Raw genomic sequence first — 22,829 nt, 5'->3', positions numbered from 1 at the left:
GGTTCATGTATTCTTTGAGGATTAATATTGTTTGCCTTAAAAGAGGATGGCGCGATTGAATGCGCTGTCCTTTTCTTTTGGGACGGCCGCTAAAGGGATAAATTGTTGCTTACCTGCGCACTCTAAGCCTGAAATCACGGCGGGTGATCACCCGTACCCAAAGAGGAGCGTGCGACGAGATTATGTCTGAAAAAAATATACTCGCCTATTTCAAAAGTCCGGAGGATGCGGAAGGCGCTTCGCGCAAGCTTCAGTCGCTGCGGGTCGTTGATATATCTATCGACCGTTTCAGCCGTTACGGAGGCGGATTCACTTCCCAGGCTAGTCCGGCCAATGGTTTAATCTCAAGCCTGGGAACCGCTGCTGCCGGATATCCTGACGCGGGCGTAATGGCCGCCGCCGATCCGAGCGCGAGCGGGATGAGCCATGGAGGGTCGGGAGGGCCGACAGGGCGGGATGTTCTGCTGACCTTAGTGGTTGATGAGGGCTCCTTCCATCAGGCTCTATCCATTATTGAGGAAGCCGGGGGTATGATCTGATTGATATTGCCGGAAAATGTTTCAACTTTGAAGATCTGCTATGAAATAGGAAAGGGGAGGTTGTACGGTATGGTCAGAAACTCAAAAGTGCTGTCCAAGAATGAGAAGCTGAAGAAACTGTTCGAAGCCAAGAATGAGGATGTCGAATTTTCCGCTGCGGAAGCGGACCGGGACGACATAAAGGCTCTTGACCGGGCGCAGGAAGCGGACCGCAGACAACTTCACGAGATCATAGAGGTAGAGGAATAGCATCACATCATCCTCTGATGAAATCAAACCTGGCGAATGGTATTTGCCCCCGTTCAGTGGGTGGCCGATCACGGCATCCCCAAAGGCTACGGCGGCAAATTCTCTAATTGGCCTTACGCAGTGTAATCACGGCCTGCGGCCGGCAGTTCCGAATGGAGCCGCAGGCCGCAGGCCGTATTTTTTATAGCCTATGTGAAGAAGGGTTCCGCCTTTCTGCGTCGAATTGTGAATGTTTAGGAGGGATACATTAGGATGACATTCATTTTAGGCTATCAATTTGAAGAGTATTCAATACCGCTGTCGTTTGCGAACCGCTATTTTATTCTGGAATCGGCCCCGGATGGTCTCAAGGTCAGCGTTCTGCATCATCAGGAGGAAAATCCGGTGTTCGAAATTTTGAAAAATGAACCCATCGGCAGTCCGTATTCGAATATCATTAATTCCGTTCCCGGTGTGTTGGCGGTTAGAGAGAATAGCGGCCGGCCTATCTACCAGCTGCAAATCGGCGCCGAGGCCAGAGCGGCCTTGATCCTGGAGGATGGAAGTGAACTGGAAGTCCGCTTTACCAAAGATAAGATTCAGGCTGGCAAGCTGGAAGCAGATAACACTAAATTCGCAGGAGGAATAGGGGTTAAGGTCAGCCCGAGCGGGAGGGTTGGGATCGGCAACTATTTGCCGCACGGCCTGTTGAAATGGTTTCAATAAGAAATGAAAATACAGATTTAGGGGGCGGCCAGGAGCCGGCCTCTTTTTTTCGCATTGCCCCAAAATGAACCTTTTTGCCTCGCCGATTGTTATATAGACGAAACCGACAGAAGGGAGTGACCCTCGTATTGGATGACCGTGAGCTGTTCGAGACTTACAACCGGGATGTGTACAGGACCTGCTATTATATGGTGCATAACGCGGCGGACGCCGAAGATTTATGCCAGGACGTATTCATTGCCGCGTTCCGCAGCCGCCGTGAAGAGATCGGGAACCCAAAGGCATGGATTTTGAAAATCGCCGTCAATCATTGCCTGAATCATCTGAGCCGCGGACGCAAGCTGAAGCTGAAGGTTGAAGACAATCGGCATCTTCTGGCCGGAGAAGCGGACAAACCGGTGGACCGGATTGTGGAGGACCGGGAGACGGCGGGGGAATGGGCCGGTTATCTGGAACGTCTGCCCGGCAAGATCAGGGCGGCCGTTACGCTGAGGTATATGCATGATTTCAGCCTGTCCGACATTTCAGAGATGCTGTCCGTTCCGCTGGGAACAACTAAATCACGGCTGCATAAAGGGCTGAGACTGATGCGAAAGTTACTGGAAAAGGAAGGACAGGCAGACAGGGAGGGAAACTATGAAGAGACTGGAAGACGAACTCAAGCTTCGGTTAAATGACGATGAACAAGTGCCTTATCCCGACTTTGGCGCCATGTGGGAGCGGATAGAGCAGACCGTCCCGGCCCGACCGGAAGTAGGGGGGAACTTTGCCGGCGCGTTCGTCCGGAAGCGGAAGGTGAAGAGAATCGCGGCTGTCGCAACCCTTGGAGCGGTGCTTGTCGCGGCCCCCGTCTATGCGGCCATTCATTATGACCTGGGCTATCTGCTAAACGGGAAAAGCGGCATTCAGGCGGCGCTTGAGCAAAATATGGGTCAAACGTTGGAGCAGTCCGTCACTTGGGAAGGCATTACCATGACCTTACGCACGGCAATAGTTGATGATAACCGAACCGTCATTTTGTACACGCTGGATGCGGGGTTCCGCCCGCCGGAGGAGTTTTGGAATTTCAAGGGCTTCTCACTGAGGGACGCCGAAGGAAATCCAATCGAGGCGGAAGTGTCCGACTTACTGAGGTGGGATTTAAACAATAAGAGATACTATGGTATTCTCGAGACCGATTGGACGCCTTCGCAGGATAACACCCGAGTCCAGTTGGTTGCGGAGGAACTGCGGAAATACAGCTACCAGGAGCAGGAAATCAATCTGGATCCAGCTTCCAAGGAGCCCCAAAGCTTCACTATCGGAAGGGATGGAATGCAAAAAATAAAGATTCAGCCGTTTACGCAAGGGACGGATAAAATGATGTTCGCCTCTACAGTTACGTTCGATCGTCCGGAAGTCAAGTCGTGGACCTTTCCGCAGATTGTCGCTTACCGGGACGGAGCGGAAGTGAGGCCGCTGCCCGGAGGGACCTTTGGCAAACCGGATGGAAGCGGAAATTATAGCTCGCAGCAGTATTTTGACCCAAAGGCCGTTACGGCTGGGAAGACGGTGTTCAAGCTCCAGTATAGGCGGGTAGACCACACGGTGGACGGACCGTGGACATTCGATCTTCAGCTCAGCAAAAAACAAATGGAAAGCGGAACGATAGAGACGGCGCTTAACTTGCCGCTTGAAGCCGGGGACAGCGCCAGCATGCTGGAGAAGATGGTGATTACACCGACGCAGATTCGGCTCGTGATCAGAACTCAGGAGAAACATCAGGAAATTCCTTATAAAAGATATAGTTTGGAAGTCGACGGGAAAACGCTAGAAGGTCCGAGATATTATTCCATAGAGGACCCCTATCGGATCAGCCTGCGTATCGAGCGGCCGCTCGACCTGAAGGTGACCAAAGATACACCGATTGTTTTTGTGGGCAAGTACAAAGTAACCGATCATGAAGACAAGCAAAAATCGTTTCAATTGACGGGGATATCGGGTAAAAAGCGGACGCTGGAAACAACGATCGGCGGTTATCCGGTAACGTGGACCTATTACAAGCAGGGTGCCGACCTGTACGTGGAAACCGGAAGCAAAGATGCCCGGTTCGGCGGCATTAACCAGACCTATATTATGCAAGGTAAAGAAAGATTGCTCGGGGAACAGCTCACGGCCAACTTTACCGGGGACGGTAATAACAAGGCCATCGACGTTTACAAGAATTTCAAGGGGACGGAAGCGGAAATCCATATGTTTTTTTACACCATCGACGATCCGGAAAAAGAAACAAGGGTCACGCTGCGGCCCGGGCCGACGCACAGCGGCAGTCCGGAACAATAAATTAATGAACGGGCAGGTCAAGGCATCCCTTGGCAGGCCCGTTTTTTAATGCCGGAGGGGGTACTCAGCCGCATCAACCGGGTCAAAACTGCCGGGCCCGCGTCATCATGGGACTACCCGTCCAGAGCATGGCTTTGTAATATGTTCACCAGTGCGAATTGACAAGCGCAGAGCTTGTCATTAATCTTATAGTTTACGGGACTCTGCGGGAAGGGATGAATAAGATGAATGAGACAAGATGCGGGTGGGTAAACAGCGATCCGCTTTATATAGCTTACCATGACGAAGAATGGGGCAGACCTGTGTACGACGACCTCAAGCTGTTCGAGTTGCTGATGCTGGAAGGGATGCAGGCGGGCCTGAGCTGGTACACGATTTTGAAAAAAAGGGAGAACTACCGCGCGGCCTTCGACGGGTTCGACCCGGAGAAAATTATCCGGTATGACGACGCAAAAGTTGAAGAGCTGATGAATAATGCGGGGATCATACGCAACCGTCTCAAAATCAAGGCCATTATTAATAACGCGCGCATATACGGCGAAATTTCCAGGGATGAAGCAGGCTTCAGCCGTTATTTGTGGAGCTTTGTCGGCGGTGAGCCGGTCTTGCCTGACCGGGAGAGCCTAAAGGATGTTCCCGCGTCGACGCCGCAGTCGGATGCCATGAGCAAAGCGCTGAAAAAGAAAGGCATGAAGTTCGTTGGCAGTACAATCTGCTATGCGTTCATGCAGGCATCCGGGATGGTGAACGACCATGTACGGGACTGCATCTGCAGGAAGACAAGCAGGAGATAACAAAACACCCGCTTTCCTTCGTACACCTGAATGCGGTGTCCGGCTGATATGCGGGTGTCTTTTTTCCACGCTGAACCATTCTATTTTTACTTATGAAATACTTCCAGGCCTGCCTGCGATTTCAGAAGCTCGGATTTATCCATTCTTTCCCAAGGGAGATCCAGGTCCTCCCGGCCAAAATGACCATAAGCTGCGGTTTGCTTGTAAATCGGCTTGCGCAGATCCAGCATCGCAATAATGCCTGCAGGACGCAGATCGAAGTTGTCGCGGATCAGCTCCACCAGCCTCTCTTCGCCAATTCGGCCCGTCCCGTAGGTATCCACATGAATTGATACAGGATTGGCTACCCCGATGGCATAAGCCAGCTGAATTTCGCAGGTATCGGCGAGGCCGGCGGCTACAATATTTTTGGCGACATAACGGGCGGCATAAGCTCCGGAACGGTCCACTTTCGTCGGGTCCTTGCCGGAGAAGGCTCCGCCGCCGTGGCGGGCATAACCGCCGTAGGTATCCACGATAATTTTGCGTCCGGTCAGACCGGCATCCCCTTGAGGTCCGCCGATGACGAACCGCCCGGTCGGGTTGATGAAATATTTCGTCTCTTGATCAAGCAGCTCACGCGGTACAACCTGCAGAATGACATGCTCTTTCATATCGGCCTGAATCTGTTCCAGGGAGATCTCTTCGGCATGCTGGACGGATACGACGATAGTGTCGATACGTTTAGGCTTGCCATCCTGATATTCAACCGTTACCTGAGTTTTTCCGTCGGGACGCAGATAGTCCAGCAATCCGTTCTTGCGGACTTCAGACAAACGGCGCGCGATCCTGTGAGATAGAGCGATAGGCAGCGGCATCAGTTCCGGTGTCTCATTGGTGGCGAATCCGAACATCAATCCTTGGTCGCCCGCTCCGATATTCGCGGTTTCTTCGGCGACCTGCGCCGGATCGCGGTGCTCAAGCGCCGCGTTTACGCCCTGCGCGATATCCGCGGATTGTTCGTTCAGCGACACCAGCACTGCGCAGTTATTGGCATTAAAACCATCCTGGGCCCGCTCATAGCCGATGTCCCTAATCGTATTGCGGACAATAGACTGGATATCCACATATCCGGACCTCGAGCTGATTTCTCCAATGACCAGCACAAGACCGGTAGCCACGGAGACCTCGCAGGCAACGCGGGCATGGGGATCATTCTCCAGAAATGCGTCCAGGACAGCGTCGGAAATCTGGTCGCATATTTTATCCGGATGACCCTCCGTTACAGATTCGGATGTAAAGAGATAGCTTCCTTTTACAGACATAAGCTCTGCCTCCAACTGATAGATTGTTTACTACCGCCGAAATTATTTCGCCAGCCGATCCAGATGCGTAATAAGCGGATGTCCCTCGCGTTCTTTCTTTTTGCGGGCAGCGTAAGTATCATCCGTAATCTCATCGGGCTCAATAATCCAGACTGTCGATAAATCAAACTCCGGATTTCTTTCTAGGGAGAGCTTGTAATAATGCTCAAACACCGGGCCGGAAATCACCGAGTAGGCCGGATAGCCTTTTATCTGATAGCTTTCTTCTCCCTTGGAGAGATGGATGGCGACCTTGCGCTTGAACCAGATGCTGTTCACGAGATTCACATTGCTCTGGGACGTTTCGATCAGCTCAAGATAAATGATCTTTCCTTCGTTGTTAACTGAAATGGTAGGGTCCGATACGATATGAGGGATGCCTTGTTTATCGGCCGTTGCCAGAACTTTCGCCGCCCCGGAATTTTGAAGAAGCGCCTGAATTCTTTCATTTAAAATAGACATGGGTTTCATCTTGCCTCCTTTTTAAAGGTAATTTCCTCTATCCAGATCCGTATCCGGATGATTGCCGCACTTTCTGTAGTTGTCCATATCGACATTCAAAAGGTATTTTTTTCTCAGGTCGCTTAAGCCCTTGGCCAATCGCACGTAGTATTCAAGTGAAGGGTTCTGTTGGTTATGGAAAGCCGAACCATGCATGGGTACCCACACACAATGAACGATGCTAACCCCCTGGCTCGCAAAATCCTCCGCCTCTTCAAGCACAGCCTTCAGCGCGTCATCCTCACTGGTAAATCCATGGGGCTGCGCCATCTCGCATCCGCCGACGATTCCGCTGCTAACATTTCCGGCCCCAAAAATATCGACAGCCCGGATAATTCTCCGCTTCCACTCGGCATATCCGACTTCTTTATGCTTGCCTTTGCAAATCCAGGCGAACAATGCCTCATTCGGGATTTCAATATCCGAGGTGTAGGTCATCAGTCCGGTATTCTCGTACAGTCTGGCAAGCTGCTTCTCGCTGAAAGCCGAGGCGACGATGGTGCTGGGGAATTTCTTTTCTTTGAAATTGTCTCCGGCGGCCTGCAGCATTTCAATGTACATGTCCACTTCGTCGTCGAAGATTTCCGCGCCGCTGAGAATGGAGCCGGAACTCATCTTGAGATTGGTAAAAGCGCCTGGCTGCTTCAAAGCCTCTTTCACCGTCTCGTATACATCCTGCGCTGTTAGCTGCTTCGACATATTGCATTCTTTCTCGCTTTGCGTGGAGTTGGCGTTGATATTGCAAAATTTGCAGCCGTTCCCTTTGTTCCAGAAGTGGCAGTGGCTGTTGGGGTCGATGTCGAGCCTTTGCGGTCTGGCAGAGGCCACCTGCCACATCGGGGTACCAGAGCTGGTGAACTTGTCATAATAATCCGGCTTGTACCAATAATGTACTTCTTCCACGATTTCGCCCTGATCGGTCAAATACAGCTTGCCGTCGATCTGATCTACCACGTAAGGGTTCTTGGCTGTCTTGGAAGGCGTCGAAATGATCGAGGTTCCGTCTCTAAGCAGGAGCGAGACCGGAACGGCGGCGTTCTCACCTCCGTTGGAGCCGATCAGCACTCGCTGCTGATATTGATGCTTGCTTTTGTCCAGCGCTCCCAGCGCCCGGTCCGTATAGGTAAACGACCTGCGGGTAACATCCGATTTGATAATGACAAAAGGGGATACATCCTTGTATTTATCCATAACTTCCCGTAATGTTAATTCTCTTTGTCCAGAAGCGTGAGTCGTAACTGCACACATCCGCATTCACCCCGGCTTTCATTTTTTTGACTCCACTGTTTGCGAAACAACGGGAGTACCTTTTGTCCAAAATTCTCCGCTTCCTCCAAATGGGGGTAACCGGAAAGAATAAAGGTGCTTATACCGATTTCCGCATAGCGGATCAGCACATCCGTAACCTGCTCCGCTGTACCGACAATCAGCATCGCCCCTCCCGAGCGAACGAGAGATAAGCCGCTCCACAGGTTAGGACCTATGACGAAGTCGCTCGCTGCGGACTGTTCCCTAAGCTCGTTCTGTCTGCTCTGGTTGGCAGCGTCCGTCTTGGCAAAAGATTGCTGTGCTTGCTCCAGCGTGTCCGATGAGGCACGGCTGATCAAACTCCACGCAGCCGCCCAGGCTTCTTCCTCGGTGTCGCGTATAAGCACCTGCGCCCTTAACCCGTACCTCGGTTTGCGGTCAATTCCTGTAATTCGGAGAACCTCCTTTCGAATATCCTCCATCTCGGCAATCTGCCCGGCAATCCATTCATGCGGCTCACCCCACATCAGATAGGTGTCCGCGTGCTGGGCCGCAGCTTGCTTGGCGATCGGCGAGCTTCCTCCCAGATAAAGCGGGGGATGCGGGCGCTGTACCGCAATCGGCGTGTGAACCGGGCCGTGAAACTGAAAATACTTTCCTTCAAAAAAATCTGCGGCTGCGACAGATCCAGGTTCAGCTTGTCCTGAGAATTCAGATAACGCTGATCCGGCCGATCCGGTCCAGGCAAGCTTCATCACCTGCATGTACTCCATCGCCCGTTCGTATCGCTCATCATGGGCATGGGCGAGCGGATCGCCGAGCTGCTCCAGATCCTGAACCGAACTCCCGGTAACGACATTGATCATGGCCCGTCCTCCTGACAATTGATCAAGAGAAGCGGCCATGCGGGCCGCGAGCACCGGGGCAATCAATCCGGGCCTGACCGCTACGAGGGCGTTAAGCCGCGTCGTGTGGCTCATCACTGCTGATCCGACTACCCATGAATCAAGGCAAGCTCCTCCTGTCGGAATCAGAACGAACTCAAAGCCGGAGCGTTCCGCCATCTGCCCTACTTCAATTAAATAATCAAGCGAGGGTTCTCTCTCCGGAGCAGCCCCCACATAGCGGCCGTCGCCGGATGTCGGCAAAAACCAGCCAAATCGAATCTCTTCTGCATACAAGCTCATGACAGCCTCCTTATGTCGTATCTTGATGACAACATTGCTGGTTAATTTCTCCGGTGAACCGGTCGAATTCATATAAAACTTATAGGATAAATTTATATTCTGATTGTAACAAGCGCTTCAGGTATCGGGAATGTCAATTCGCGTTAACTTCGATTTGTCAATTTACGTCTTTTTTTTAGATGATGAACAGATTGGATTAGAAGAAAATATATATTTTTCAATGGAGAGGATGGATATGTATTCAAGTATGGACTTGGCAAAAAGAGTGCTCCAAAAGCCATGAATTGAAATGACTCTGGAGTACCCTTTGTTTGTAGAACCGGCCAATCCGCTCAGCCCTTAACGGAGCCTTGTGTGAGTCCGGAAATGATCTGGTTTTGAAAAACGCTGTACATCGCAACGCTTGGAATAATGCTGATGACAATCGCTGCGAACATCGAGGTGAAATCAGTTGTAAACTGGCTGGCAAAATAGCGAATGCCCATTTGCAGAGTCCGCACCTGTTCGGAGGAAGTCAAGAGCATCGCATACAGGAACTCGTTCCAGCTGCTTAAGAATTGAAACGTCGCCGCGGTCACGATGCCTGTGCGGGAAATCGGCACAATCACCCTAAAGAACTTTTGATAGAAATCGCACCCGTCCAGCAGCGCGGCCTCCTCCAGCTCCCCGGGAATCGAATCCATAAAGCCTTTGATGATAAAGACAGACAGCGGAAGCGAGACCGCCGTATACGTTAAAATCAGCGCCAGCTTTGTGTCATAGAGGCCGAGCGTCCGAATTAAAGTGAAATACGGAACCATCAGCGCGCTGACCGGCACCAGTATCCCCGTGATCAGGGTTGAAAATATAACCGGTCCGAACTTGAACTTATACCTTGAGAGCACATAGGCGGCCATGGATGTAACCAGGGCGTTCAGGGCTGTTGCCGACAAGCTGATGAGAACCGAATTTGAAAATAACAGAGTCAAATGCGCCGACTTGAACGCATTCACATAATTGCCGAACTGCGGCGGGGCGGGGAACCGGAAAGGATCTCCAAGCAGTTCGACATTCGTTTTGAGCGAAGCCATGACGAGCCAGAGCATGGGGAAGAGCGTGTAAACAAGAAACAAGGTTAAAATGGCCCAGGATAATAACTTTTCAAGCAGCGCATTTATTTTCATAAGACTTCTCCTGAATTACATGTCATATTTGGCGGCGTTAAATAATTTGCGTACCGTTAGAATGACCAGGCCGCCGAGAACAATCAGCACCGTGCCCAAAGCATTGGCCGTCCCGTAATGGAAGTTCTGCAATTCTTTATATAAATAAAGTACAAGGACCGAGGTGTTGTTGGCCGGACCGCCACCCGTCAGCAGCAGAACCTGCTCAAATTGCCGAAGCCCGTTAACCATCGCAAGCGTTACGCAAGTAGCTATGGTTCCTCTAATCAGCGGCAGCGTGATGTGCCAATCCTGCTGCGTGCGTGTCGCTCCATCAATGCTTGCCGCCTCATAGTAGGACTGTGAAACCGAGGAGATATCCGCCAAAATAATGACCATAAAATAGCCGATATACAGCAGTCCGTACACGAGTACGGAAGGGAACGCGCTGCCCAGTCCTCCGAGCCAGTTGTGCTCCCATTCGGACAATCCGATCAAACGGAGAAAGCCGTTAAGTAATCCCCGTTCATTGTTATAGATGGCTCCCCACAACATCGTAATTGCGATACCCGAGATGACATGGGGAAAAAAGTAAATCGTTCGCAGCAGCTTCCAGCCTTTCGGCTTTCGGGCCAGCAGCAGGGCGACCAAGATGGCAAGCGGCACCTGAATCATCGCCTCCGCGCAGGCCCAGATCAAATTGTTGCGAATGGAGATCCGAAATACTTCATCATGAAACAAGGCGCTGTAATTTCGGAGGCCGACAAACCCGGGACTGCTCATCCCATCCCACTTCATGAAGCTAACAACAACGACATATCCGACAGGATATAGAAAAAAGGCGGTAAAGAGCAGTAGGGCCGGCAGTAGAAAAAGGATAGCGCCTGTACGAAAATGGGTGGTTCGCTGCATGTTCCGCCCTCCTTTACTCATAGCTTTCCGTGTGCTGGATTTATTTGGAATCGGCTTGTTTAAGCTGCTGCACGAATTGTTCCGGCGTATATTTTCCAAGCACCAGGCCGCTTAACGCTTGCGGGAATTCCGCGCCGACGGCGGGGCTTACGCTTGCCCGAAAATGGGGGGTGATGTACGGCGCAGCCTCCATTCCTTTTTTCATCTCGGTTTGCAGGCGTTCCACTTTATCGTCTTTTGTAACCTCGTATTTAATGACGAACAATGATCCGGAATCGAGCGATAGTTTCTTCACATTGTCAGGAGAGGTCAAGTATTTCAGAAACTTCACAATGGCTTCTTCTTTCTTTTTATCCTTTTGTTTACCTACGGCCAGACTTGCTTGGGTAAAGCCGATATACTGCCCCGCTTGTCCTTTGCCGCCTTCGTAAACAGGGGCAGGCGCCACCTCGACGGAATCATACAAATTGTCGATGCCTTCTTTCTTAATCCGGCCAATAAACCATGGGCCGTTGAGCAGCACAGCCGTTTGCTGGTTTAGAAAATGCGCTCCCGCATTGTCCAGTCCGACCGCATCTCCCGTCGTGTAGTCAAAGAGCTTTTTCAATACCTCGGCGGCTTGTACAAAAGCGGGATCGTCCAATCCGTGTTTGTACACATCCGGACCTCCAATTGCGGACACAAGCTGCGAGTACCACAGCATGGAGACCCAGCCGTCGCCTCCGGTCATTTGCGTGGCGGGAGCGATGCCTGCGGCTTTCAATTTGTCAAAAGCGGCGAACAGCTCGGTATACGTCTTGGGGAATCCGGTTATGCCCGCTTGTTTGAACAGCTTGGTATTGTATAACACCGGCGTTACGCCGAACTCGAACGGAATGGAGTATACTTTGCCGTCATATGCGGCATTGTCAAACGCATGATCCAGGAACGTGCTTTTCCACTGCTCGTCCAGATAAGGTGTAAGGTCGGCCAAGTTTCCCGATTTGTAATAGAGCTCCCCGTCCGCCGGATTATCGAAAGAAAAAATATCCGGTGTTGTCCCCGTCGTAATATTGGTGCGGATCTTATCCTTGTAAGCGCCGTAATCGGGGATCTCTTCAACGACGACTATGATTTTGCCTTGATTCTGTTCATTGAAATCTTTGACAATTTGAGCGAATGTGGCGGCTTTGGAATCTTTTGCTACCCATATGCTGGGGAATTTGATTTCGATTTCGGATGCTTCGCCGCTGTTCGCGCTTTCTCCGCACGCGCTTAACAGCACGGAAATGACTAGTAGGATCGCAGGCAGCGTAAGCCACAGGGTTCTCTTCTTCAACGTACGTACACTCCTCAAAAGGGTTATTAGTAGCAAACAGTATGTTATTATTAGCTTCTCTAGTGGTCTAGTCAATGTCCAATAAATTAACTTGGTTTACTATGTTTTATATATTATCAACCCGGATAATCACAAGTAAATGTCATTTTGAGTTGTTCGTGCATGTCAATTTAAGTCATGGCGAAGGATTGCTGCCGAATAAAAGAGTGAAAGAAAGGCGTTGTGAACCTTGTGGAAATTATATATTATTTATAAAAATGAGACGCATTGTAAAAAGAGGTCAGTTATATGAAAGACAAGATGATAGAGGATAATCATGAGTTTTTGGAACTGCGCCTCTTTACCCCTTCCGTATACGAAAAGTCCGGAGCCGCTTGGCCGATTCGCCTTGGACACAATATTGCCAAACCGAATTATCATATTGGCCCCCGGACGACGCCGTATTATTATTTGATTTTTGTGCTGGAAGGACAAGGGACGTTTCATCAAAATAAACAAACCTTTCAGCTTCGCCAAAATGATATTTTCTGCTTGTTTCCACAGGTCATTCATGAATATTACACGCAGCCGGACGACCCGCTCCGCAAAGTATTTCTTGCCTTCGACGGAAGACAGGCTCTAAGTCTGCTTGAGAGGATCGGGCTGACTATGCACAGCCCTCATGCAGCGGGTATTTTAACACCCGAAGTGATTCAACTGATGTGGGACTTCTTCAAATTGGTGAATTCGGATAATGACACGGATCTGGGACGGCTTATCTTATTCCACCGTATCTTCGACCAGCTCTCTGCTGTGGTTGACGGTTCTGCCCGTAATGACCGGCGGGATGTCTCGTGGCTGCAAAAAGGGCATGAATATATGGAGATTCACTATGCGGAAGGCATTACAGTCGAAAAAGTATCTGAGTATGTCGGTATAGATCGCACCCATTTTACCAAACAGTACCGAAAGGCTTACGGAATCACCCCCATTCAGTTTATCCAGGAGTTGAAAATGAAGGAAGCCCGCTCATTGCTGGAGCAGACGTCCTATACCTTGGCCGAAATTGCCCACTCTGTCGGCTACCCCGATATCTTCTCCTTCTCGAAAGCATTCAAGAAACGTCTTGGTGTCGCACCTACTCAGTACCGGGATAAGAAAACCAAAAGCGGGCAGCAGAAATGAGTCGAATGTGACCGTAATATAGCCGTTTGAGGTTCCCCTTACGCCTCCCGCGCTCCCGCCTATAGCCTGACATCCGCAAAGGGTTCACTTATCTCTGGGCCAGATGATGCTGCCGCCCTCAGATCGGCGCGTTCAGCTGCGGGTTTGGCGCATGGCACGGCAGTAAGGTATAATAACTACGACTTCCGTTTGGAAAATGAGGGGTAATCCCATGCTTCCGAAGGGAGGTTTGCGCAGAACATCAAAGAAGCATATGCTATCAAAACTTTTAGGAGGCTTCAGGACCGCAATGCTATGGCATGAATTGACGATACATACAACCGAGGAAGCGCAGGAGATGATATCCGCGCTGCTCCAGGAAGCGGGGGCGGGCGGAGTTTCGATTGAGGAATCCGGCACGCTGAGCAAGACGCGCGACACGCGTTACGGGGAGCTTTACGACGAGCCGCTGAATGATATTCCCGAAGGGGAAGCGGTGATCAAGGGCTATTTCACCGAAGGATCGCCGATGGACAGCATCTGCGCGGAGCTTGCGCCCCGCGTCATGGAGCTGCGGGAATTCGGCATTGATCCCGGCAAGGCCGACATCAGCTGGAAGACGGTTGACGAGGATGACTGGGCGCATGCCTGGAAGCAGTATTTCAAGCCGCTTCGGGTCAGTGAACGGCTGACGATCAAGCCTGTGTGGGAGGAGTACATTCCCGCTAGTCCGGAGGAGAAAATCATCGAGCTGGACCCGGGGATGGCTTTCGGCACAGGAACCCATCCGACGACCGCCCTCTGTCTGCGGGCGCTGGAGAAAGCGATCTCCGGCGGGGAAGAAGTAATCGACGTCGGCACAGGCTCGGGCATTCTTGCCGTCGGCGCGATGCTGCTTGGCGCTCGGTCCGTGCTTGCATTGGATCTTGACCCTGTCGCTGTTCAGAGCGCTGCGGAGAACGTGGAGCTGAACGGCCTCTCGGGCGCCATAACCGTAAAAGAGAGCGACCTCTTGTCCCTGCTCGGCGGTGAAGGCGCGGCGGAAACGCCGGCCGGAGCGATGTGGCCCTCGGCCAGACCAGCGCAGACACAGAAAGCGGACGCCGGGGCAGAGGAGGATGCGCTGATATTCGGCGGCGCGGACAGCGGAAGCCGTGCTGAAGACGCCGGCCAGGCAGCCGGTGCCGGTTCACCGCAGGATGGACTTGGCGTGAAGCTGCCGGTCAAGATTGTGGTAGCCAATATTTTGGCGGAAATTATCGTGCTGTTCACGGATGATGTGTACCGGGCTCTTCAGCCTGGCGGAATCTATATCACATCCGGCATTTATAAGGATAAGGAAGAACTGGTAAGGAAGGCTCTGGTAGCTTCCGGGTTTGAAATCAAGGAAGTGGCGAAGGAAGAAGATTGGGTGGCGTTTACAGCCGGAAAGAGGTAAAGATGGATTTTTTGCAAAATATTATTCGTATGCCGCTGGATCAGCTGCCGTTTTTTTTGGTAACGATTCTGATTGCCTTTACAGTGCATGAGTTTAGCCATGCTTATTTTGCCAACAAGTTCGGCGACCCGACAGCCCGTCTCCTGGGCCGCATGACGCTGAATCCGGCAGTGCATTTCGATTTTTTCGGGATTATTCTCCTGCTGATCGCGGGCTTTGGCTGGGCGCGGCCGGTGCCGGTCAACCGTGATAACTTCAGCCGTCCGCGTCTGATGGGCATCATCGTGTCTCTCGCCGGGCCGGTCAGTAATCTGCTGCTGGCGATTATTGGCTGCCTGATCTATGGGGTGCTGATCGCGACAGGCGTCATTGACGCCATTCCGGCGGGTAAGGGGCAGGAAGCTGCACAATTATTTTTAAGCTTATTTACTTTCTGGAATTTCTTCCTGTTTCTGTTTAATTTAATCCCGCTGCCGCCGCTGGACGGCTACCGGGTTATCGAGGATCTCGCGCCGCGTTCCATTCTGGGAAGATTGCAGCAGTTCGAGCAGTGGGCGATGTTCTTGTTCGTACTGATCGTATTCATTCCCGCGCTTCGCAACTACACGATTACGCCATTAACCATGTGGGCCGGTTCGATGAGTATGGATACTTTTAATTTTTTCTATCAACTTTTTACGTAAATGAATCTGCAGGACTGTTCATCATGAAGCAAACGTTGTATGATGGAACGTGATTGAATAGAGACGGCGGCAGGGCCCGGTAGGCGAGGGACGCCGCCGTTTTCGCCTGAATTCGCCTGAAATAGAATGTATAAGCTCTAAATACAGAACAGGATGTTGATAAGCATGCAGCGATATTTCGTATCTCCCGAAAATTTCGGAGAAGGCACCGTACTGATCGGCGGCGAGGATGCCCGTCATATCGCCAGAGTGATGCGCGGCAAGGCGGGGGACAAGGTGATTGTAAGCGACGGCGTGTCCCGCGAAGCGCTGGCCGAAATCGCATCGATCGCCGAAGGCGTCGTTACCGTCTCCATCATAGAGAACTTGCCGATGACGCAGGAGCCGCGTGTTAAAATCACGGTGGCCCAGAGTCTGCCCAAGGGCGACAAGATGGAAATCGTCATTCAAAAATGCACCGAGATCGGCGCGGCGGCTTTCCTGCCGTTTTTGTCCGGGCGTACCATTGTGCAGTACGACGAACGCAAGGAGAGCAAGCGGCTGGAGCGCTGGCGCAAAATCGCCAAGGAAGCCGCAGAGCAGGCGCATCGGAACATCGTTCCGGAGATAGCCGCCCCGCTGACCTGGAAGCAGTTGCTGAATTCAGTTTATCGCTATGATGCGGTCTATTTTTGCTACGAGAAAGAAGAAGGGCTCCAGCTGCGCTCTGCGGTTGCGCCGTGGGCGGCGCAGCTTGGAGAAGCGGCTGAAGTTTCTGCGCTCGTGATTGTCGGACCCGAGGGGGGCTTTAGCGAGAACGAATGCCGAGAGGCCGAAGAGGCGGGCGCGGTGTCCGTTGGCCTGGGCAAGCGCATTCTGCGCTGCGAGACGGCAGGCATGGTGGCCGCCGCCTGCATTTTATACGAAACTGGAGAAATGGGGGAAGCTTGAAAAATGCCATCCGTTGCATTTTATACTTTAGGCTGCAAAGTCAACTTTTACGATACCGAAGGCATCTGGCAGCTGTTCAAACAGGAAGGCTACGAGCAAGTGGACTTCGAGGGACAGGCGGATGTATATCTGATTAATACCTGCACGGTTACCAACACGGGAGATAAAAAAAGCCGGCAGATGATCCGCCGCGCCGTCCGGCGCAATCCGGATGCGATTGTGGCCGTTACCGGCTGCTACGCGCAGACCTCTCCGGGCGAGATTCTGGACATTCCCGGCGTCGATCTTGTCATCGGTAATCAAGATAGGGATCAGATCATCCGGCATGTAAACAGCATCCGGGAATCGCGGCAGCCCGTTAACGCTGTCCGGAACATTATGAAGACGCGTGAGTTCGAGGAACTGGACGTGCCTGGCTTTGCGGAGCGGACGCGCGCGTTTCTCAAGATTCAGGACGGCTGCAACAACTTTTGCACCTTCTGCATCATTCCATGGTCGCGGGGGCTGTCCCGCAGCCGCGATCCGAAAGCAATCGTGAAGCAGGCGCATCAGCTGGTGGGGGCCGGGTACAAGGAAATCGTGCTGACCGGCATTCATACCGGCGGCTACGGCGACGATTTGGAGGATTACCGTCTCGCCGACCTGCTCTGGGAGCTGGACAAGGTGGACGGTCTGGAACGCGTGCGCATCAGCTCGATTGAAGCGAGCCAGATTGACGATAAGCTGCTGGATGTACTGAACCGTTCGTCCAAAATGTGCCGTCATCTCCACATCCCGCTGCAGGCCGGACACAACGAAGTGCTGAAACGGATGCGCCGGAAATATACGACCGAAGAGTATTTTGCCAAAATGCAGCTGATCCGCCAGGCTATGCCCGACGTTGCCATCACCACCGACGTTATCGTGGGCTTCCCGGGAGAGACGGACGAGATGTTCCGCGCGGGGTATGATTTTATGAAGGCGGTCGATTATTCGGAAATGCATGTGTTTCCTTATTCCAAACGTACGGGCACGCCAGCGGCCCGCATGGAGGATCAGGTGGACGAGGAGATCAAGAACGTCCGCGTACAGCAGTTGATCGACTTGTCCGAGGAAATGCAGCTGGCGTATGCCCGCAGATTCGTCGGGCGCACGATCGGCGTCATTCCGGAGAGATCGGCGAAAGGCGCGCCTGGACGGGATGTCCAGCACGGCTTCAGCGACAACTACCTGCAGGTGCTCTTTGAAGGCAGCGATCAGCTGCAGGGCCAGCTCTGCCAGGTAAAGATAACCGAAGCCGGTGTGAATGAATGCAGGGGCGAACTGGTCGGCGTAGCCGGGGAAGCCTTAACGCAGCTTAGTTAAGCCCCTGCTGCCTGCTCAAGGGTTTCATTCTGCTAAGGATGGGACCCTTGCTTTTTTTGATGAATTTTTTTCCAATAGGGTAATGTTTTCGGACAGGATTGTCGATATACTTGGAAGGGTTTGGATAAGCCCGTGCAACTATTCATAACCAAAGGAGACCTACCATGTTATCGAACAAGAAAATGACTCATTGGGTTCTGCTTGTCACCCTTTTCGTTTCAATCCTGTTCCCGGCGGGCGCTGGGGCTGCTGCCGGCGATGTTAATACCATCGAATTCGACAGCGCATCCAAAGTTGAACTGACAGTCGGCCAAACGCCAAAGCAGCTAAAGGTACTCGCTACGGTGGAAGGAAGCTCCTCCAAGAAGGATATTACGGCCGCCGCCGTCTGGACATCGTCCGATACCGGCGTGGTGACCGTCTCCAGCGGCCTGCTGACGCCCAAAAGCAGCGGCAGCGCGATCATTAAGGCGACGTATAATAATTCGGTGGCAACCTTAGAGGTTGCCGTATCTTATCCCTATAAGAATATGAAGCTGGAGCACGAGGGCTCCGGCAGCTACAAGGTGGGCGATAGCGGCAGCCTGTTGCAGGTCACGGCGACCGTTACCGGCGGCGCTTCGGAAACGGCTGTAAACGACGTGACCGAAGATGCCGAGTGGAGCAGCTCCAATGGAAATGTATTAACCGTATCGGATGGCTTGCTTACGCTGGTCGGTGAAGGCTCGGCTACCGTCACGGCCAAATACAAAGGGCTTACCGCTTCCTTCAAGGCGACCGTGACGCTGCCGTATTCCGGGCTGGAGATTAGAAGCGGCGGGGCAGCCGTGAACGAGTTGGAAATGCTGATCGGAGACGATGCCGTCTCCTTAAGCGCCTTTACCAAGGCGTCCGATCAGAGCGATGTGAAGAATGTAACCGCGGACGCGAAATGGACTTCCTCCAACACATCCGCCGTGACGATGGAGAATGGCGTAATTAAGGCTATTGGCATCGGGAAAGCGACGATTAAGGCGGATTATCTGGGAGTTTCACAGTCGATCGACATCTATGTTCGCGCTCCTTACGAAGCGCTGCTGCTTACGCCGTCCGGCGATCAGACGCTGTTTATCGGCGAGACATTGAAGATGAAGGCCGAGGTGCGCAATGCCGCGAATTCAACCATCGATGTAACAAACAATGCGAATTTCAGCCTGGACAACAAGCTTATTGCGGCGCTTAGTACGGGCGCCGAGACCGTCATTACCGCCAAGGCAGCCGGAACTTCGGCGGTTAAGGCGGAATACAAGGGAAGCTCCAAAAGCTTCAAACTTACAGTATATCCGACACTGAGCGCCATGAAAGCGGACAGCACGAAGCTTGAGCTCTATACCGGGGATACCGCTGGACTTCCGAAGGTCAGCGGAACCAAACTGGACGAATCCGCCGTGGATATCAGCCAGGAAATAGATTGGACTTCAGCAAATGAAGATATTGCTATGATCAAGGACGGCAAAATCTCGGCGGTTTCCGCAGGAACGGTTCATCTTACGGGGGAATGGAAAGAGGCCCAAACGGTGTCTTCCAAAGCGGATATTCGCGGCAAAAGCGTGGATGTCGTGCTGACGGTCAAAGACAAGGTGCTTGTGTTAATCGGCCCCGAGGACAGTCTCGGTCTTGTGACCGGTGAAGAAGCAAAACTCCCCGAAGTAAATGCCGTTATGGAGAACGGCGAGGAGAAAGATGTAACGGACGAGATCGCGTGGACGCTTTCGGGCAGCAATGCCGTCATCAAGCAGACAAGCTCCGGCAAGGTTATCAAGGGACTTGTCAAAGGCTCTGCGACGCTGAAAGGCACCTACTCCAACAAGAGCATTTCCATACCGGTCAAGATTGAACAGAAAATTGTAAAAATCACGGTGGACCCTTCCGTTCTAGAAATGAACATTAAGAATACTAAATCCATTAAGGTCACCGGATATACGGCGGCAGGCAAGACTGTGAATCTGTCCTTGGGGATCAGCTGGACATCATCTGATACGACCGTGGCTTCCGTCAAAGGAGCCAGCGTGAAGGCGCTCGCTGAAGGAACGGCTTCTTTGTCCGGATCTTACCAGGGCATTTCGGTGACGGTTAAAGTATCCGTTGTTCCGAAACTGACCAAGCTGAAAGTGAGCGAGAACCGGTTCAAGCTGTCTCCTGGGGGCGCGGCTTCGGTTTCCGTTACAGCCGAATATGATACCGGGAAGACGGTGAACGTAACGGGCAGCGTCGTGTGGACAAGCTCCAAGCCGTCCGTGGCGTCGATTTCCCAGAGCGGCGGCATTGCTGCCAGTTCCAAAGGAACAGCGCTCCTCAAAGGCAAATTCGGAGGCAAGACGGTATCGGTAACTGTAACGGTCAAATAGAATAAACGGTATGAACGAAGGCGGCCTGCTTACTGCAGCCGCCTTTCCAGCCTTGACCAGACAGGCAGGTAACAGAAAGGCAGCGCCAGCAGTGAGCAGGCGACGTTAAACAGTGTCTGCGCGTGGGCGATCTGCGAGGCGGGGCCTCCGCCGATCCAGGCGGCGGTCTCCTGGATCAGACCGGTCAGGGGCAGGAACAGAACCGCGCCGCCGACATTGAGCGCAACATGCGACCAGGCGACGAAGACGCCGGACGGGCTGCCGCCGATGGAGGCGATGACTGCGGTGACGCAGGTGCCGACATTGGCGCCAAGCACAATAGCGATGCCGAGCTCCGGCGGCAGCGCTCCGGAAGCGGCGACGCCTATCGCCATGCCGATGACGGCGCTGCTGCTGTGCACCAGCGCTGTCAGGCAGGCTCCAGCGGCAAAGCCCCACAGGGCGTTCTCCGCCGCCCGGTTCAGGAACCAGCTGAAGAGGCCGCTCTTCTGGAGCGCGGGGCCGATGGACTGCATGACGGAGATGCCCCACAGCACAAGGGCGAATCCGGCGACCGCCAAGCTCGCGAACTGGAGCGGCTCGGCGATTCTGCGTCCGGCTTCCGCAAGCCGCGAGCGGTACGGCTGAAGCTCGCCGAGCGTGACGGCCGCGGCCCATAAGGCGAGCGAGGCCGCCAGCAGCGGAGCGGCGAACCTGCCGATCTGCAGGCCGATCAGTTCCGTCGTCAGGCAGGTACCGATATTGCTGCCGAGAATAATGCCAAGTGTCCGGGCGTAGGTTAGCAGCCCGGCGTTGACCATGCCGATCGACAGCACCGTTACGGCGGTGCTGCTCTGAAGAACGGCGGTGAGCAGGCTGCTGGAGACCATGCCCATGAGCGGCGTGGCCGTCGCTTTGTTCAGGACGCCGGTCAGCAGCGGACCGGCCAGCTTGGACAGCGCGGTCTCCATCAGCTTCATTCCGGCAAGAAAGATAATAATGCCGTATAATATGGGGAACAGCACATCGCGCATCATGGCAGCGGTTCTCCTTTTTTCACCAGGGTTGTACACCAATATATGATTGCGGTGACCGGGACATGCATGAGCATAGGACATATATTTAACAAACAACAGGGAGTTGAGGCTAATGGCATCGGTCATTTTACAGCGCAGCCGCAAAAAAAGGCTGGAAGCGGGGCATCCGTGGATCTATGGAAACGAAGTGGAGACGGTGGAAGGAAATCCCGCCCAGGGAGGGCTGGTGGACGTCCTCAGCCATCAAAGAAAATACTTAGCGACCGGATATTATAATCCGGCTTCGCAGATCCGAATCAGAGTCGTGTCGCACAGCCCGCTTGCGGAGATGGACACGGCCTTTTTCGCGGACCGTTTTACCCGCTGTCTGCGTCACCGCGAGCGGTTTCTTGCCGGGGAGAACGCCTACCGTTTGGTGTATGGAGAGGCCGATTTTCTGCCGGGGCTGATTGTCGACCGCTTCGGCGACGTGCTTGTTGTGCAGCTGCTGACGCTCGGAATGGACAAGCGCCGCGCCGAAATCGTCGAAGCGCTGGTGCAAGTGCTGAAGCCGAAAGGCATCTATGAACGCAGCGACGTCGGCGTGCGCGAGCTTGAGGGGCTGGAGCAGAAGACGGGAGTTCTGTACGGTGAATGTCCGCGCCACGTCACCGTGACCGAGAACGGACTAAAGCTGATTGTCGACATTGAGCAGGGCCAGAAGACCGGCTATTTCTTCGATCAGCGGGAGAACCGCGCATCCATCGCTCCGCTGATGACCGGTTGGGGGGCGCGCAGCGGTATTGCGCTTCAAGAGGTTGCGGGCGAAGACAGCTTGACCCGGAAGGTTCCCGTCAACAGGAGCGGCAAGGAGGTCACCTTTCCTTACTGGGACGGCGCGACCGTGCTCGAATGCTTCTCCCACACGGGCAGCTTCACGCTGAACGCCTGCAAATACGGAGCGAAAAAGGTGACCTGTCTCGACGTTTCCGCCCATGCGATTGAGAGCGCCAAGGCGAACGTGGAGCTGAACGGCTTCAGCGACCGGGTGGAGTTCGTCGTGGACGATGCTTTTCAATATTTGCGCAGTCAGGTGAAAGGGCTGGAGGAACGGGCGGAACGTGCCGCCGTGAACGAAGGAGCGGCTGCACCGAAGGAATCCGTAGCTAAAACGGGAGGAGGCAAATCCGCCTTCAAGCCGGATACATCCAAACCGATGACAGCCGGAGGAGGACGGACCTGGGATGTTGTCATCCTAGATCCGCCTGCCTTCGCCAAGACGAAGAGCGCGGTTAAAGGGGCATGCCGCGGCTACAAGGACATCAACCTGCATGGCATGAAGCTCGTGAACGAAGGCGGTTATCTTGTTACTGCGAGCTGTTCCTATCATATGCGGCCGGAGCTGTTCCTGCAGACGATCACCGAAGCCGCCGAGGATGCGGGCAAAGTGCTGCGCCTTATCGAGTGGCGCGCGGCCGGTAAGGATCATCCGCAAATTCTCGGCGTGGACGAGGGGCATTACTTGAAGTTTGCTATTTTTGAGGTCACCTCGAAATAATTGCGAATCCATCATGTATTCGCCGTTTCGTCAATCAAAGGCAGCGTGATGTTCAGCCGCCCTGCGGGTATCATTTATGAGTCAGTGTGAA

At 53.1% G+C, this 22,829-nt stretch carries 21 protein-coding genes; 13 read left to right on the top strand and 8 right to left on the bottom strand.

All coding sequences use genetic code 11. The annotated features are described in order from the left end of the window. The first annotated feature begins 182 nt into the window (after positions 1-182). The 6 genes from VK70_RS15315 to VK70_RS15290 all read left to right on the top strand — a co-directional run bounded on the left by VK70_RS15315 (position 183) and on the right by VK70_RS15290 (position 4,609). Positions 183-539 carry a hypothetical protein gene (locus tag VK70_RS15315; RefSeq protein ID WP_025694889.1) on the top strand — a complete coding sequence of 119 codons (357 nt, stop codon included), beginning with the start codon at positions 183-185 and terminating at the stop codon, positions 537-539. A gap of 69 nt (positions 540-608) precedes the next feature. Next, positions 609-788, top strand: coding sequence for a YfhD family protein (locus VK70_RS15310; RefSeq protein ID WP_025694890.1), 180 nt, complete (start codon positions 609-611; stop codon positions 786-788). Positions 789-1,040: 252 nt separating this feature from the next. Further along, positions 1,041-1,493 carry a hypothetical protein gene (locus tag VK70_RS15305; RefSeq protein ID WP_025694891.1) on the top strand — a complete coding sequence of 151 codons (453 nt, stop codon included), beginning with the start codon at positions 1,041-1,043 and terminating at the stop codon, positions 1,491-1,493. 128 nt (positions 1,494-1,621) lie between these two features. Continuing rightward, positions 1,622-2,170: an RNA polymerase sigma factor gene (locus tag VK70_RS15300; RefSeq protein WP_025694892.1), complete on the top strand. Its 549-nt coding sequence runs from the start codon at positions 1,622-1,624 to the stop codon at positions 2,168-2,170. Further along, the gene (locus VK70_RS15295) at positions 2,130-3,815 is read left to right on the top strand and encodes a DUF4179 domain-containing protein (RefSeq protein WP_025694893.1); all 1,686 of its coding nucleotides are present in this window, start codon (positions 2,130-2,132) and stop codon (positions 3,813-3,815) included. Before VK70_RS15300 ends, VK70_RS15295 begins: the two co-directional genes overlap by 41 nt. A 224-nt stretch (positions 3,816-4,039) precedes the next feature. Continuing rightward, positions 4,040-4,609, top strand: a complete 570-nt coding sequence (locus VK70_RS15290) for a DNA-3-methyladenine glycosylase I (protein ID WP_025694894.1) — start codon at positions 4,040-4,042, stop codon at positions 4,607-4,609. A gap of 86 nt (positions 4,610-4,695) precedes the next feature. Here the strand turns inward: VK70_RS15290 and metK are convergent, their stop codons facing one another. From metK to VK70_RS15255, 7 genes are all read right to left on the bottom strand, one after another. Next, positions 4,696-5,913 carry a methionine adenosyltransferase gene (gene metK, locus VK70_RS15285; protein WP_025694895.1) on the bottom strand — a complete coding sequence of 406 codons (1,218 nt, stop codon included), beginning with the start codon at positions 5,911-5,913 and terminating at the stop codon, positions 4,696-4,698. 42 nt (positions 5,914-5,955) lie between these two features. Beyond that, positions 5,956-6,414, bottom strand: coding sequence for a pyridoxamine 5'-phosphate oxidase family protein (locus VK70_RS15280; protein ID WP_025694896.1), 459 nt, complete (start codon positions 6,412-6,414; stop codon positions 5,956-5,958). Positions 6,415-6,435: 21 nt separating this feature from the next. Continuing rightward, entirely contained in the window at positions 6,436-7,644 is a 1,209-nt protein-coding gene (locus VK70_RS15275) for a radical SAM protein (RefSeq protein ID WP_201778730.1), read from the bottom strand. A gap of 14 nt (positions 7,645-7,658) precedes the next feature. Beyond that, the gene (locus VK70_RS15270; RefSeq protein ID WP_025694898.1) at positions 7,659-8,888 is read right to left on the bottom strand and encodes an LLM class flavin-dependent oxidoreductase; all 1,230 of its coding nucleotides are present in this window, start codon (positions 8,886-8,888) and stop codon (positions 7,659-7,661) included. Positions 8,889-9,220: 332 nt separating this feature from the next. Beyond that, a complete protein-coding gene (locus VK70_RS15265; RefSeq protein ID WP_025694899.1) occupies positions 9,221-10,051 on the bottom strand; it encodes a carbohydrate ABC transporter permease in 831 nt (276 codons plus the stop codon). A gap of 15 nt (positions 10,052-10,066) precedes the next feature. Next, on the bottom strand, positions 10,067-10,942 hold the full coding sequence (locus VK70_RS15260; protein ID WP_025694900.1) for a carbohydrate ABC transporter permease: 876 nt from the start codon (positions 10,940-10,942) through the stop codon (positions 10,067-10,069). A 40-nt stretch (positions 10,943-10,982) separates the two neighbouring features. After that, entirely contained in the window at positions 10,983-12,260 is a 1,278-nt protein-coding gene (locus VK70_RS15255; protein ID WP_025694901.1) for an ABC transporter substrate-binding protein, read from the bottom strand. A 288-nt stretch (positions 12,261-12,548) separates the two neighbouring features. On the opposite strand from VK70_RS15255, the gene VK70_RS15250 reads away from it, so the two are divergent. From VK70_RS15250 to VK70_RS15225, 6 genes are all read left to right on the top strand, one after another. Continuing rightward, entirely contained in the window at positions 12,549-13,424 is an 876-nt protein-coding gene (locus VK70_RS15250) for a helix-turn-helix transcriptional regulator (protein ID WP_046723472.1), read from the top strand. Positions 13,425-13,713: 289 nt separating this feature from the next. Next, a complete protein-coding gene (gene prmA / locus VK70_RS15245) occupies positions 13,714-14,841 on the top strand; it encodes a 50S ribosomal protein L11 methyltransferase (RefSeq protein WP_046723471.1) in 1,128 nt (375 codons plus the stop codon). Positions 14,842-14,843: 2 nt separating this feature from the next. Next, positions 14,844-15,524 (top strand): site-2 protease family protein, encoded by a 681-nt coding sequence (locus VK70_RS15240; RefSeq protein ID WP_025697404.1) that lies wholly within the window; start codon positions 14,844-14,846, stop codon positions 15,522-15,524. Between the two features lie 165 nt (positions 15,525-15,689). Beyond that, entirely contained in the window at positions 15,690-16,454 is a 765-nt protein-coding gene (locus VK70_RS15235) for an RsmE family RNA methyltransferase (RefSeq protein ID WP_025697405.1), read from the top strand. A gap of 3 nt (positions 16,455-16,457) precedes the next feature. Continuing rightward, positions 16,458-17,798 (top strand): tRNA (N(6)-L-threonylcarbamoyladenosine(37)-C(2))-methylthiotransferase MtaB, encoded by a 1,341-nt coding sequence (mtaB, locus tag VK70_RS15230; protein ID WP_046723469.1) that lies wholly within the window; start codon positions 16,458-16,460, stop codon positions 17,796-17,798. Positions 17,799-17,962: 164 nt separating this feature from the next. Further along, complete coding sequence (locus tag VK70_RS15225) at positions 17,963-20,185, top strand: hypothetical protein (protein ID WP_046723467.1); 2,223 nt, start codon at positions 17,963-17,965, stop codon at positions 20,183-20,185. Positions 20,186-20,214: 29 nt separating this feature from the next. On the opposite strand, the gene VK70_RS15220 is transcribed toward VK70_RS15225, so the two are convergent. After that, positions 20,215-21,201, bottom strand: coding sequence for a Na/Pi cotransporter family protein (locus VK70_RS15220; RefSeq protein ID WP_046723466.1), 987 nt, complete (start codon positions 21,199-21,201; stop codon positions 20,215-20,217). Between the two features lie 112 nt (positions 21,202-21,313). Here VK70_RS15220 and VK70_RS15215 point away from each other — a divergent pair, with 112 nt between their 5' ends. Further along, complete coding sequence (locus tag VK70_RS15215) at positions 21,314-22,738, top strand: class I SAM-dependent rRNA methyltransferase (protein ID WP_036642876.1); 1,425 nt, start codon at positions 21,314-21,316, stop codon at positions 22,736-22,738. The last annotated feature ends 91 nt before the right edge of the window (positions 22,739-22,829 follow it).

The sequence above is a fragment of the Paenibacillus durus ATCC 35681 genome, from assembly GCF_000993825.1.
GTDB classification, from domain to species: Bacteria; Bacillota; Bacilli; order Paenibacillales; family Paenibacillaceae; genus Paenibacillus_AQ; species Paenibacillus_AQ durus_B.
This window is presented reverse-complemented; position numbering and strand designations above follow the sequence as displayed.